The 14,383-nt window shown below is 34.2% G+C and carries 13 protein-coding genes; all 13 read right to left on the bottom strand.

Translation table 11 applies throughout. The features are described from left to right. The 13 genes from CLO1100_RS15920 to CLO1100_RS15980 all read right to left on the bottom strand — a co-directional run bounded on the left by CLO1100_RS15920 (position 1) and on the right by CLO1100_RS15980 (position 14,377). On the bottom strand, positions 1-1,314 hold the full coding sequence (locus tag CLO1100_RS15920; RefSeq protein ID WP_014314795.1) for a 6-phospho-beta-glucosidase: 1,314 nt from the start codon (positions 1,312-1,314) through the stop codon (positions 1-3). Beyond that, on the bottom strand, positions 1,315-2,241 hold the full coding sequence (locus CLO1100_RS15925) for a BadF/BadG/BcrA/BcrD ATPase family protein (protein ID WP_242836587.1): 927 nt from the start codon (positions 2,239-2,241) through the stop codon (positions 1,315-1,317). Further along, complete coding sequence (locus CLO1100_RS15930) at positions 2,234-2,815, bottom strand: RDD family protein (protein WP_014314797.1); 582 nt, start codon at positions 2,813-2,815, stop codon at positions 2,234-2,236. The genes CLO1100_RS15925 and CLO1100_RS15930 overlap by 8 nt, the downstream gene beginning before the upstream one ends. A 107-nt stretch (positions 2,816-2,922) precedes the next feature. Continuing rightward, a complete protein-coding gene (gene celB / locus CLO1100_RS15935) occupies positions 2,923-4,272 on the bottom strand; it encodes a PTS cellobiose transporter subunit IIC (RefSeq protein WP_014314798.1) in 1,350 nt (449 codons plus the stop codon). A 22-nt stretch (positions 4,273-4,294) separates the two neighbouring features. Next, entirely contained in the window at positions 4,295-4,606 is a 312-nt protein-coding gene (locus CLO1100_RS15940) for a PTS sugar transporter subunit IIB (RefSeq protein ID WP_014314799.1), read from the bottom strand. Between the two features lie 26 nt (positions 4,607-4,632). Beyond that, positions 4,633-4,941 (bottom strand): PTS lactose/cellobiose transporter subunit IIA, encoded by a 309-nt coding sequence (locus CLO1100_RS15945; protein WP_014314800.1) that lies wholly within the window; start codon positions 4,939-4,941, stop codon positions 4,633-4,635. Between the two features lie 29 nt (positions 4,942-4,970). Next, complete coding sequence (locus CLO1100_RS15950; RefSeq protein WP_014314801.1) at positions 4,971-5,237, bottom strand: HPr family phosphocarrier protein; 267 nt, start codon at positions 5,235-5,237, stop codon at positions 4,971-4,973. Between the two features lie 145 nt (positions 5,238-5,382). Then, a complete protein-coding gene (gene ptsP / locus CLO1100_RS15955) occupies positions 5,383-7,089 on the bottom strand; it encodes a phosphoenolpyruvate--protein phosphotransferase (RefSeq protein WP_014314802.1) in 1,707 nt (568 codons plus the stop codon). Between the two features lie 59 nt (positions 7,090-7,148). Next, on the bottom strand, positions 7,149-9,080 hold the full coding sequence (locus CLO1100_RS15960; protein ID WP_014314803.1) for an HTH domain-containing protein: 1,932 nt from the start codon (positions 9,078-9,080) through the stop codon (positions 7,149-7,151). Between the two features lie 553 nt (positions 9,081-9,633). Continuing rightward, positions 9,634-10,473 (bottom strand): S1-like domain-containing RNA-binding protein, encoded by an 840-nt coding sequence (locus tag CLO1100_RS15965; protein ID WP_014314804.1) that lies wholly within the window; start codon positions 10,471-10,473, stop codon positions 9,634-9,636. Between the two features lie 472 nt (positions 10,474-10,945). Next, the gene (locus CLO1100_RS15970) at positions 10,946-12,121 is read right to left on the bottom strand and encodes a Gfo/Idh/MocA family oxidoreductase (RefSeq protein ID WP_014314806.1); all 1,176 of its coding nucleotides are present in this window, start codon (positions 12,119-12,121) and stop codon (positions 10,946-10,948) included. A gap of 64 nt (positions 12,122-12,185) precedes the next feature. Next, positions 12,186-13,364 carry an MFS transporter gene (locus tag CLO1100_RS15975; RefSeq protein WP_187288892.1) on the bottom strand — a complete coding sequence of 393 codons (1,179 nt, stop codon included), beginning with the start codon at positions 13,362-13,364 and terminating at the stop codon, positions 12,186-12,188. After that, entirely contained in the window at positions 13,361-14,377 is a 1,017-nt protein-coding gene (locus tag CLO1100_RS15980) for a glycosyltransferase family 2 protein (protein WP_014314808.1), read from the bottom strand. Before CLO1100_RS15980 ends, CLO1100_RS15975 begins: the two co-directional genes overlap by 4 nt. Between the last annotated feature and the right edge of the window lie 6 nt (positions 14,378-14,383).

Raw genomic sequence — 14,383 nt, forward strand, 5'->3', positions numbered from 1 at the left:
TTACTTTTTTACATAGTCCAGATAGGGTTTATGAGCAATTAACAATTCATCAAGTATGGCCTTGGCGTCTGAATATTCATTTACAAGAGGATTTGCATTTATAGCCATAAGTGCATCATAATAACTCCCGGAAACAGCCGCCTTAATAGTCAATTTTTCATATGACTTAACATAGTTTATCAGGCCGACTATTTTTGTATCGGCAGCACCTATATGAATTGGCTGAGCTCCATTTCTTCCGACTATACAATTTGCTTCTATTATTGCATCTGAAGATACATTCGTTATTGTTCCGTTATTTAGTACATTAATAGTATGTATCTCATTTTTGTCATTATATATGGCACTAATCAATGAAATAGCTGCATCGGAATAGTATGCCCCACCCCTGCCTTCTAGCTCTTTAGGCTTTACATTTAAATTTTCATCCTTATATAACTCGAACAGGCTCTTCTCCAGTCTTTGTACCTGCATTGCCCGGGAACCGTTAGTTCTGACGCTCTCTTTTTCCTCCTCAAGCATAGTCTTTGTAATATAATAGTATCTGTGATATGGGCTTGTAAGCATACCTAAGCTTTTTATGAAATCAATATCCCAAACTATATCAGATATGGCTTCTACTTGTTCATGGTATTCAGGATTACTATATTTTTTAATTATTTCATCTAAAATGCTGTATCCATCCAAGTAAACATTTGTAATAAAATTCATATGATTAAGTCCAACAAAGTCCACCTTTATACGCTCTGATTCCACCTTCAAAAGTTTTGCAATATCCATTTTAGTACCAAGAGGAACATTGCATAGTCCAAAAACTTTAACACTTGAATGTGTCTTTACTGCCTCTGTTATGATTCCTGCCGGGTTTGTGAAATTTACAAGCCAAGCATCTGGTGCCAATTCCTCAATTTCCCTGCAAATATCCAGAATTACAGGAATAGTTCGCATTGCTTTTGCAAAGCCTCCGGGCCCCGTTGTTTCCTGACCTATTACATCGTATTTTAATGGAATAAGCTCATCTTTTTCTCTGGCCTTTAGCCCGCCAACTCTGAATTGTGTTATAACAAAATCTGCATTATGTATTGCTTCTCTTCTATTCAGCGTTGCAAATACTCTTATATCCAGGCCACTTTTCTTAACCATTCTATTGGTGAGAGCTTCAATGATATCGAGCTTTTGTTTTCCCTCTTCTATATCTACAAGCCATAATTCCGACACTGGTAATTCATCTTTTCTTTTAAGAATTCCTTCCACCAATTCTGGAGTATAGCTACTGCCACCACCAATTACAGCTATCTTTAATCCCTTACTCATTTATTGTTCCCTCCCCAATGCAATAATTAATGCTCCATAAGCCGGCTCATCCAGCGGTTCACATATCTTAATACCGGGTAAGCTTCTATTCATACTATCCTTAAATAACCTCAAATAAATAGCTGACTTTAACATTAAGCTTCCTGCAAGGCATAGTCTGAACTCACTTTTTTTCATTTTTTTTGCCAGAGCTCTTATCATTGCAACTAATCTTTCTATTTCTCTATTTAGAATATCCAAAGCAGCCGCATCCCCTCTTTCAGCTTCTTCCTGTACAATAGGAGCTATTGCAGCAATTTTGTCTATACTAAAATCTTTATCTATATATATCAAATCCATAAAATCTTCCGGAGAATTTATTCCATAATAATTTAGTACTCTATCGGTTAAAGATGTATGTTCAATAATTCCATCATAATGATCCATTATTGCTGAAACAGCCTTTATTCCAAGCTTATAGCCACTTCCGTCATCACTGGTCATATAACCCCAGCCCCCGGTTCTTACCTCTTTTCCTTCAGAAGAAATACCTATAGCGATTGAACCTGTACCCGTAATTAAAAGTGCACCATTTCTTCCGCAATTACCACCTATTAAAGCGATATATGCATCATTGAATACTTCAAAACTACAATCAAAACCACTGTTTTTTAAAGCTTCACGATATACTTCTTCATCCTGTGGTCTGTCAATACCCGCAGCTCCCATTGCCAGAGATGCATTTGCAAGTTGTTCTTTACCGAATTTCTCAGCCAGTTCGTTGTATATTACTTTTAAAACCTGTTCTAACCCATCTACTCCAATATTGTTATAATTAGTTGATGGATATTTTTTTTCAAAAAGTACATCCCCAGTCAACGACTTTTTTACTAATACTTTGGTTTTAGTTCCGCCACCATCTATTCCTATTCCTAATTTATCAGGCATCTGCAATCATATCCCTCTTAATTAATTTATTCTTTTCATCTTCAACATCTTTCCCTTTTACCTTTTCTACAACAACCGTTTTAACAATATAATCATAGCCAGCCTTGGATTGATAATTCGCAAAAATGCTTAATATAGAGATAATAAATGGAATTCCCTGCAATAAATATATTAAAATTATTTTTATAAAGCTTCTCACTGTCATAAATAGATAATGGAATATCACTCCACGATTGCTATTTTGAGAAACTATGCGCAGCCCCATAATTAACTTTCCAATTGTTGAACCCTTAAATAATATTTGAGTAACAGTTTCATAACCGAAATATATTAGCAATGACTGTATAAAAACCATGTTGAAGATTGCTGTTGAGCTATTTACGAGAGACTGCCACTCCGGAGTATTTATCTTACTATTCGCTTCCGCCATTGCTGCCATTACCACCGGAAAATTAGGTAACTCGAATAATTTATAGAATAAGGTCAAGAGTACCGCCATGATACCCATGTCAATTATGAATGCTACCAATCTACGAAGTCTGAAATTTGTAAATGCCTGTTTTAATGATTTCATACTCTTTCCCCCATTTTTTAAATTTTATCCTCTGTAATATCTGCATTCGTGCATGGAGTGCAGATATTACAGGGGCAAATGTGAAAAAATATAGTTAGATTGTGTTATTATTGAACAGCAGCTGTTACCGGCTCCTCAATCTGATTTTCAGAAATATAATTCTTCTTGTCCCAAATTCTTATAAACGGAAGCCAAATTATAAAAGCTACTGCAAATAATACTACTTGGGCAACAACACCCATAACATTTCCGCCTGTCATCAAGTAACCGCTTATAAAATATGGAGTAGTCCAAGGTATAATAACTCCTGTAGTGTACGGGAATATACCGATTAAAGTACCGAAATATGAAACAGTAGTTACGGCGATAGGTGCTAATATGTATGGAATCATAAGGAATGGATTTAACACAACCGGCAGACCAAATACAACCGGCTCATTAATGTTAAAAATACCAGGAACAATTGCCAAACGTCCAATCTGCTTTACCAACTTTGATTTAGCAAACACCAGCATATAAACAACAACCGCTAAAGTTGCACCTGAACCACCCATCCAAACTCCATTTTCATAGAAGGAATATGTAACAATGTTGGGGAGTTGTTCTGCTCCGGCTTTAAAAGCCTCCAGGTTTGCACCGGCATTAGAAATCCAGATTGGCTCCATAACTGCCGTCATAATTGAAGAACCGTGAATACCAAAAGACCAAAGCGTATGTTCAAATAAACACGCAAATACTGTTCCTATGTAAGATGAGCCTGCTAACTCTATCGGCTTTTTTAATACGCTTTGAACAAATGTTGCTAAATCCGACCATCCTGTAAAGGAAAAGCCTAATCTCACCAGCATAAAGAAAACTATTATTACAAAGCCCGGTACTAGTGCGGTAAAGGAACGTGATACTGTTGGAGGTACGGATTTTGGCATTGTTATAACAAATTTCTTCTGCAGCAGAAATCTATATATTTCTGCTACAATTAATGATACTACTATTGCAAGAAACAAATACTCAGATGTAAATACAGATGTTCCCCATGCTTCAACTGCATCGTCTCCTTTGCCAAAAACACTTACTATATTGACAATGAAAAATGCTGCAACAGATAATACACCCGCAGGAATACCATCAATTGGCTTCCCATCAACTTCATAGCTTCCAGCCAGGGAATAAGCAATACCAAAGACTGCAATAAGTGATATAATTCCCATTGTTCCGTTCAGGGCAACACCCTCAAATGCCTGCCAATTTTCACCGAATACTGAAGCCATAAAATTCTGGTATGCATCAATAGGTAACTCTGCTAAGATTAGAAAGAGTGAACCTATAATGAGAAGTGGCATAGTAAACATTATTCCATCTCTCAGTGCTATAAGATGCTTCTGGTTTCCTATTTTTGCAGCAATAGGCATAAATTTTTCTTCGAAAAAGCCTTGAACGTTATGTTTTTTGCTACTCATTTTATACATCATCTCCTTATATTTATTTTTTGCTATAAAGTGCAAGAGCATCATTAAGAACCTTTTCACCGTTCATAAGTCCATAATCAGACATATTTATTACTTCTATAACAGAAATTTTGTTGGCATATTCTGCTCTTATGCCGGATATCATGTACCTTACCTGAGGGCCCAATAACAAAATATCTGTATCATCCAAATTATTTTTTATCTCTCCCTCTGCTAAAGCTTGCATCTGTACCTCAATCCCCTTAACCTTTGCTGCTTCTTTCATCCTCTCCATAAGCATACTTGTTGACATTCCGGCTGAACACACCAAAGTAATTCTAACCATTTTTATCCTCCTCTCCTTTTGATTAATTATTTTGAAAATTTCTCATACATTGTGACAATCTCCGCAGCTAAATCCTTAATTAATACAGCACCCATGAGATGATCCTGTGCATGCACCATTATTAGTGCTAATTCCATTTTTTCACCCTGCATTTCTTTAGTAATTAAATCTGTTTGAATACTGTGAGTGTCCCTCAAGGCTTCTTTAGCCTTTTCAAGGCTTATACGTGCTTCTTCATACTTGCCTTCTCTAGCAAGGTATATGGCTTCCATTGCATAGCTTTTTGCGTCACCGGCACCTGCGATAATAGACATAGAAGTTTGTAATATATCCATAATGCTACTCCTTTACCATTATAATTATGTTAACTTTCACCAAGTCCGCCTAAGAAAAGTTGATTAATACTCTCAGAGGCCTCAGCTTCGTCAATCCCATCAAACTGGATAGTGAGTTCATCTCCAAATTTGCCGTTTAATGTGATTGCACCTCTTACATTTTTCAAATCATAAAGCTTACCATCCTTTACTGCATTAATTGAGCTTTTAAAAGCTGCTGCAGTCCTTACAAGTTTAGCTGCTGTTCTAGCATGTATACCTAGCTGATTCATAACCTTAACATTAATTGAAATCATTTTATACTCTCCTATTGTGTATTTATCCTAAGTATACCGACATTGCTCTCCCACCTCTGAAATGAGTCGAAAGAGTCGGTAATAACCTGAATTAAGATATCTAAAGTTTATATTGACTTTCCTTTCAACTTTAGAATATTGAATATTAAAATTGAAACTTCGTTTTGAGATATTCTTCTACTTCATAAGCATCGTCAAAAGCTAAAACTTTTTCTAAAACCGGGATTAAATCTTTTTTGTTAATATTGCATATCTGTTGTCTTACTGCCAGAATTGACGGAATACTAACACTTAAGTTATCAACCCCCATAGCAACCCAAATAGGAATCAGATACGGGTTTTCACCTGCATGTCCGCATATATCTACTTCAATACCATTCCTTTTACCGCAATCAACTACATCTTTTACTACCTTTAAAAGTTGGGGATGAAAACTGGAATTTAAATAGGCAACCTGCTCATTCATACGGTCTGCGGCAAATAAATACTGGGTGAGGTCATTAGTTCCTATACTAAAAAAGTCTACCTCCTTTGCAAAACGGTCTACCATCAAGGCTGCTGACGGTGTTTCAATCATCATTCCTATTTGTGTATCCTTGCAAAATGGGATACCTTTGCTTTCAAGGTCCTCTTTAACCTCGTCAATCATCTCTTTTGCACTTCTTAGCTCCATTAATGTAGCTATCATTGGAATCATAAATTTTATATTTCCAAAAGTGCTGGCCCTTAATATTGCAGAAATCTGGGCCTTAAAAATATGTGGATTTTTCAAACAATATCTTATAGCTCTAAATCCCAAAAACGGGTTTTCTTCTTTTTTGATATTTAAATAGTCAATGGATTTATCTCCACCGATATCTAATGTCCTGATTATAAATAGCTTGTCCTTATTCTTCTGAGCAATATCTGAATATATTTTATACTGGGCTTCTTCTGATGGGAGTGTTTTACTGTTTATGTAAATAAATTCCGTTCTAAATAATCCTATCCCTTCCCCCCCATTTTCCAACATATGTTTAATGTCATTTTCTGAAGAAATATTTGCTAAAATCTTCATAGTAACACCATCCTGAGTTCTGGTAGCTCTGTCTATAAATTTTTTAAGCTCTATATTTTTTAAATTTTTATTATTTTGATACTGTTGATAATCTGAAATGTCATTTTTATTTGGATTTATGTTTACTTCGCCGGTATTTCCGTCAATAATTACCTTTTCCCCATTGGTAACCAATTTCTTAATATCCTTTAAACCGACTATACACGGGATTCCCAAGGAACGGGCAATAATTACGCTATGGGAAGTCTTACCTCCATATTCCATTAAAATTCCTTTAATATTATTTCTATCCATGCTCATAACCTGAGATGGAAGCATTTCATCGGTAGCAATTATACATTCACCGGCCATGCATGAGATATCCTGTAAAGGCTTTTCCGCAAGTACCATTTGTACTCTTTTTTCCATATCATAAATATCTGACGTTCTTTCTTTTAGGTAATCATTCTCTATCGCTTCGAAATCTCTAATAAAATTATTTACACATTCATGCAGAGCATATTCACAGTTTACATGTTGGTCATTTATATATCTTTTTATGTCATCAAAGAAGGATTCATCTTCCAGAAATAAGAGTTGATAGTCCAAAATCCCTACGTTGTCGTCCCCTTGGCATTTAACGTTGCTTTCCATTACTGCTTTTATCTGTTCTTTTGCAATTTCTCTTGCGTTATCTATTCTTTTGCATTCATCTTCAGTATTATCAATGATGTATTTATTTATTTCTACACTATCATTATTTACTATATAAATCTCTGCAAAAGCTTTTCCTCCTCCTGTTCCTATTCCTTTCATTGTATTCCCTCCCTTAGGACTCTGTCTGCATTTAAAGCAATATTCATTTATTAACAACCCTATTCCTTAAATAATAAAAACTTTTCCATAACTTCTCCATAAGCTGACATATTATTATCAGTAACAAAGCAAATATTAACATTTTTGACCAGAATATCATCAACTAATAAATTTGAGTTTATGCTGCAATTAATGATAATTGACTGTTTTAAATCTCCCTCTACAACTTTCACATACATATTACCTTTTATATGTAATCTATTATTATCATCAGAAAAACAATATCTTGCCAGACTTTTAATTTTTTTAGCCTCATCCACATTACCTTCATCGATTAACCGGTCTATAGTTAGAAGCAAGTCTTCAATAGTTTGTGGTGAGTCTTCAACCTTTAAGGTTAATATATTGACATTATTATCAGTTCTTTTTGAGTTCTTTAGTATATAGCTATTTATAAACCTTTTAATTTCATTGATGTTGTCATTGTCTAGTTTTGCAGGCACCTGCATCACAGGTTTATTCTTATAGCTTAGTGGCATTGTAGAAATAATAAATTTATAATTATCATGGTTTCTTAAATTCAATTGATAATATGAGCAAATATCTACGACCTGCATATTAGGAATATACTTTGTTAACTGGTTCCTAATTTCTATTGCAGCTTGTAAGCTTGTATCCGATACTATAATTGCTCTGTTCTTTCGCCACTTTCTTTCAATGGCAACCAAAAAATATCGAGCAACCTCTAATATCTCATCACTGGAAATATTAACTGTAACGTTTGCATATTTTTTATAGAGTTTATCGGTAGTCCAAACAGCCATATATATCTCTTGCAAGGCATCGTCAACGTTTACATCCTGTGAAAATCCTATATTTGCGTTATTCTTAAGTCTGAAAATTGATGTTTTCAAGTAAAACATTAGTCCTAAAAATAATATCTTGTCATCTGCAAAATCTATATTTAAGATGTTTCCTACATACCTTACTATTTCATAGACCAAGGTTTTAACATTGCTGGGGATATTTAATAAGGCGTCATCAATATTCATTCTGTCTGTACCGCTATAAATATTCAATCCCATTAAATGCATACATATATATGCAAATTCAGCCTGAGGAATTGATATTTTAAATTCCTCTTCTAATCTTGATACAATGTATCTTGCTACCTGGGTTTCAATATCATTACACTGGCCTTCAATTAATTCGCTCTCATCGTCAACTTTTATTCCTTTGAGTAATCTGCCGATACTTATCACTAAATGGGTAAACATTGAATTATAATGTTCCTCCGGCATAAAAAATGCAAATTCTTTCTCGGCATTGTGAATTATGTTACCAATTTCGTCGATATTAATTTTAGGATATATTTTTACAATTTCATTATATTTATTACTATTTTGTTTTATTTCTGTACTTTTCTGTATTTTAGTATTAGGTTTTTTAGGGTTTATGTTACCTAATTTCAATACGGCAACAATTGCATTTCTGATATCCTTTTCACTGCCTAAGATATATACACCCTTATTCTGCTTTTTTTCAACCTCCAGATTATATTGTTTTAACCATCTGTTAATCCAATCCAAATCTTTCAGAATTGTGCTCTTACTTACATAGTACTGATCGGCTAGAAATTGTGTAGTTAACTCCTCATTGGAATTAATCATCATATTCATTATTTCCAATCGTCTTGTACTATTATCCATCTGTATTTTGTTAGTTGCTAAACTGTTTATATCCAGCTCGTTAAAGTTAAAGTCAGGTGACTTAGATTTCAATCTAATTCCGGAACCGCTTTTTCTCTCAATACATAATTCATCTGAGTTAAAGCATTCATTAATATGGTCATCCAATTTTTCTATATCACTTCTTATTGTCCGAGCTGATACATTTAGCTTTTGTGCGATGTCTTTTACAGAAATATATTCAGAATTACCTAATAGTAGCGATATAATCTCCATAGTTCTTATTTGAGATTGATTTTTCATATTGCACACTCCTAAAATACTTTAATCTTAACCATCAGTGCGCTTATCATGTATTAAGTTTATATCATAAAAATTTTTTAGTCTACTTGCCAATATTCCTTTTTTGTTTATGGTATTGTTGCAATTTTAGAATAATTTTATCTAATTATGTCGATATATGAATATTCAGGCAGATAGGTTTCCGGAATGAGTGTCGAGATTCAGACGAATACTCTTTTAAATGATTACAGTGCCTTCAAACCGAGATTTTTTCCGCAGCGAAAGACATCAAATGGTTCATGAACGGAGTTTTTAGCACTGCTAACTGTATCATCTAAACTTGGAAAATCAGATATTTTTGACAAACTTGTAACTGGGCATTGCTCTTCTGTGAACTTATAACAACTTTTTCATATAAAGTATTTGAAAAATAATACTATAAGTAAAATCCCAGAATTACCAGGGGAGTTACAATTAAGAGGATATATAACTGTCACACGTAGTATATAATATGTAGATTGCCTCTGGCTAGCTTTACATAAAATCAAATGTTATCGCTATAGCAGCGATAACATTACCACATCTTTTCAATACCTTTATCTGTTATTTTTATGGCACCCTCTTTTAATAGCCTTCCTACAGCTCTTTTAAAAGCTGCCTTACTCATGTTAAGTTCAGCTTTTATAGCTTCCGGAGAGCTTTTGTCATTAAGTGAAATAGCTCCGCCACTTAATTTAAACATTTCCATAATTTTTCGAGAGTCACTCTCTATTTCGTTGTATGCCTCGTTTCTCAGACTCAATTCAAGCTTTCCATCCTGCCTTACCTTTTTAATTCGTACATTAACGCTGTCGCCTTCTTTATAGTCTCCATACAATTCCTTATTTGGAATCAGGCCTTGATACTTGTTATCTACAGCCACAAAAGCCCCTAACTCTTTACTAATACTATAAACGGTTCCATTGACTCTATCATTTTCCTTATATGGGGATTCGCTGCTTAACAAATTATATATATTCATAGTTGCACATAATCTGTTGCTGCTATCTATATACAATGCAACTAAATATGATTCACCTGTTTTAACATTCCCCACCTGTTCTCTGAAAGGTAAAAACAAGTCTTTCTCCAAGCCCCAATCTAAAAACGCACCAATATTTGTAGTTTCTACTACTTGTAAAACGGCCAGTTCATCAAGTGTAATCTTGGGTTTTTTAACTGTACATATCATTCTGTCTTCAGAATCCTTATAAACAAATACCTCTATTTCATCGCCGACTTTAATATCTTGTGGCACCTGATTTTTTGGTAATAGAATATCCTCCTTACTTTTATCACTTTTAGTGTTCATATATACCCCAATCTGGGTTCTTCTGACTATTTGCAGTTTCTGGCTTTTTCCTAATTCAATCATATTGTTCCGTCCTTAATACTTATCTTATTATTTTTTAGCCTTTGGCTTCTTTACTTTAATTTTTTTGGCTATTTTAGGAGCTCGAGTATCCTTCCAAACTTTATTCTTCTTTTTCTTCAACTTATCCGGGTTTTTAAATGACATTCATTTCACACCTTTCAAAATGATTCTACTATTTTTCCATACTTAGGATACCCTATTTTTGCTTACTAAAACAATACATTCTTTATATATATTTTAAAAAGCACCCCAAGATTAAAAACTATTTTATTATAGTCTCTAACTTTGGGGTGCTTTTATTTGTGAAGGTGTATTGTTTACCCTATCCTCCATATTGATCTGCAAGAATCACGGCTCTCTCTTTTTCGTCGAAATTCAGGCACATGCCTTAACTTCGCAATTGCTCCACCTCCTACTATACCTACTCCAATCATAATGCTTGTCTACTCATTACATATATCCCGAAATTTTCTTACACTACAGCATGCTCCGGCACTCTTTTTTCGTCCATCCATCTGATAGGTATAACAGGATCAAAAGTTGTTGTAATTTTTTGAGGTCCGCTAAAGTTTTTGGAATTCTGAATTAAATCTAGGATTTCCATAACATGAAGGGCATGATCCATATCCAATAGACACCTTCTATTTTGGGTAACTGATTCAGCAAGCTCTAAGACACCTTTTGCCCAGTCCACATTTACCTCAGTTCCCGTTTTATAAATGAAATCATCGGTTTTTTCAAACTGGTATTCAAGTTTTTCCGACAAATACTCATGGGAGTTTTCAAAAGCAGTTGAATTTGAATAAACTCTCTTCTGTATGTATATCTTTTGGCGGACATTCCAATACAAATCATCCATGGAAAGTACACCTTCCTCACCGGTAATCAATAAAGAATGATTATTCGGAGCTACAGAACCTATCGTTACTCTCGCTACGACACCTGAATGGAATTCAATACATGATTCACTGTAATCAGGCCCAAGATTATCCGTACCGCTGTTGCTTAATTTGTTCGGTACTAAACAATTAGTATACGATTGAATTGTTTTTGCAGGCCCAAAAAGAATTGTCAAAAGGGACAAGGTATATCCCGCATGCTCCAACACGCTTCCAACCTTAAATTCATTTTCGTAGGGCCATGGCACTCCTGTTTTGCTGACCCATGACCAATATCTCATCTGATGAATCGGACCGTCGTCAAGCTGGGAATAAGCTAAGATTGGTTTTCCGATTTCCTTTTCATTCAGAGCTTTAATCAAGCCTTTTGTATATTCTCCCAAAACCGTATTCGGAGATGACGCAATATTCAAATTTCTTTCTTTTGCCAATGACACCAGTTCAGCTGCTTCCCTGAAGTTTAAACCCATGGGTTTTTCAGTATAGACATGCTTATTTGCCAGAAGGCATGCTTTTGAAACTTCATAATGACTGTGAGGATTAGTACAATTTAATATGATTGAGATTTCCTTTTTGTTCAATAATTCTTCTACAGAATTATAATATGTGGTGTTATAATATTCTGCAAACTTGACTGCTCTTTCCCTGTTGATATCTGCTACACCGGCTATTTCAAGTTCCGGGTGGTTAGGCATTGTCGACCCATAAAAATTTGAAACAAATCCACATCCTACTATACCAATTTTCATAATAACTCTCTCCTTTATTTTTCAGTTGTGTTATATTAATTATTGAGCATCAGTGAAAGGTCAATCATTTTAGTAATTTCTCTGACTGTTGGTATATAACTCTCTCTTTAACAGCAAATATAATTACAAATATTATTGTAGCTATAACTATTAACAGGGAACTGCATAAAAAGACTTGTCTAATCCCTAACATATCGCTTAATCTTCCACCTACTATACTTCCAATCACAGGTGAAATGCCCATACTGATTAACATGTTTATAGTTTGTCCTGACGCTTTTAATTCTTTTTTTACGTTCGTGTTTACGTAACATGTCGACGTAAACATAAATACAATAAAAGTAAACCCGTATAAAATTTGAACTATTAATATTATATAAATATTGGAAAAGTAATATAGCGACAGCCAACGAGTTGCGGTCAAAGCAGCTGAAATTAACAGCAATATTTTTATATTTAAGAACTTTATAATCCTATCAGCAAATACTAAAAATACTACTTCACTCATTGTAGCAAGAAAAATAGCAAATCCCACCATAAAATCATCAGCACCGGCTTGTTTATAATAGATTGAGAAAAAATAATTATAAAATGCAAAAGTAATTTGAACTATCATGTTAAAGCTCAATAATAGTACTAATTCCCGGTTTTTAAATAAATCCAGCAGGAAAATTTTTTTTTCGCCTGATTGATGACCTTTTATTTTCGGTAATTTGCTGCTTAAAATAAAATTAGTAGCAGACAGACAAAAATATATGATAAAGGCATTGTAGATATTTAACTTGATTAAATATCCTGAAATCATTGCTACCAGGGAATAGCCTAGACTTCCTGCCAAACGGATATGCCCGTATTTCCAGTTTGATGTTTCAATATATTCCAGAGTTATAGTATCATAGATAGCATAAATCGGCCGTTCGAAGAAAACAAAGGCAGTTATAATAGCTAACAGATAAGAAAAATTGTTTGAAATAGGGAACAGTAAAAATGAAATTCCGCTGCATAATAATAAAATGTATAAGATATAATTCTTTATTTTCACCCTGTCGCATAAAGTTCCCCATAAAGGCTGAGAGATAATGTTGCTCAGCGGTCCCACTGCCATTAATATACCTATAGAGGTTTTATTGAATTTCAAATAATCAAAATAAAGAGGTATGTATATTGTAAAAATTGCAGATAGTCCATATACTAATATATATATTGAAAAAAAAGTCAAGTAATAGTTCTTTTCCTTTTTCAAATACATTTTTTTGCACCTTGGCAGATTTTATAATTATTCATATATTTTTTTGTTTTTGTTTCGGAGATTATCATAGCGTTTTCAATTAAGTAATCTACCAATTCCCCTTCGTCTTCTCGTTTAAATGTTTCACTTAATTTCAAATATAATTTTATTAAAAGGTCCCCTACCTCTTCCCGCTTTATGCCTCCATTTTGAAGCGCAATACCAATAGCATCCTTAAAGCCCTCTATTTGTATTTGCATGGCCTTTTTGTTAAATGCCTTTTTTCCGCCTTCTCTGGCTCGGGAAGAAGAACCATCCTGTTTATTTTGACATATTCTGTACAATGAAGGGATATCGTCCCGATAGACATATTTGAAACCTGACGCAGAATACCGCAACCACGTGTGGGCGTCTTCTGCCACATTATAAGGTGGAAACGGATATTTAAAAGCCAACTCAGTCCTTACCGATGTGGAGGATGTTAAATTGACATATCCACATTTCGTACCAATATCTATCCAGACATTTTTTCCTTGTGGCGGGTTTTGGGTGTGGGTTTCCAGTATTTCAAGTATTGAACCTGTTACATTCCTTTTTGGAACAAGCTGATTTTGTTCATCAATTATTTTGAAAGTAGAGTATACAACCCCTGTATCACAATCATTGCAAAAAACCTCTCTGGTTTTTTCAAGCCTGTTTTTATGAGAAATATCATCGCTGTCATTGTATAATATAAAAGGAGATTTATTCTCATATGCCCATTTGACACCCAAGTTCCTGCAAAAGCCCGGGCCATCATTAGAATTTTTAAATATAACATGAATCTTTTCCGGATATACATTTTCTAATTTTTTTAAACTGTCTTTAACTTCCGCCGAAGGAGAATTATCATCCACAATTACAACCTGCCAGTTTTTATCACCTTGATTAAATATACCTTCCAGGCAATCATCAAGAAATTTTTTGTTTTTCTCGTCATGACTATAATGAGGAATAATAAAAGTCGCCGTACCATTAATAAAATCCATAAGTAT

The organism is Clostridium sp. BNL1100 (assembly GCF_000244875.1).
Classification (GTDB): domain Bacteria; phylum Bacillota; class Clostridia; order Acetivibrionales; family DSM-1351; genus Ruminiclostridium.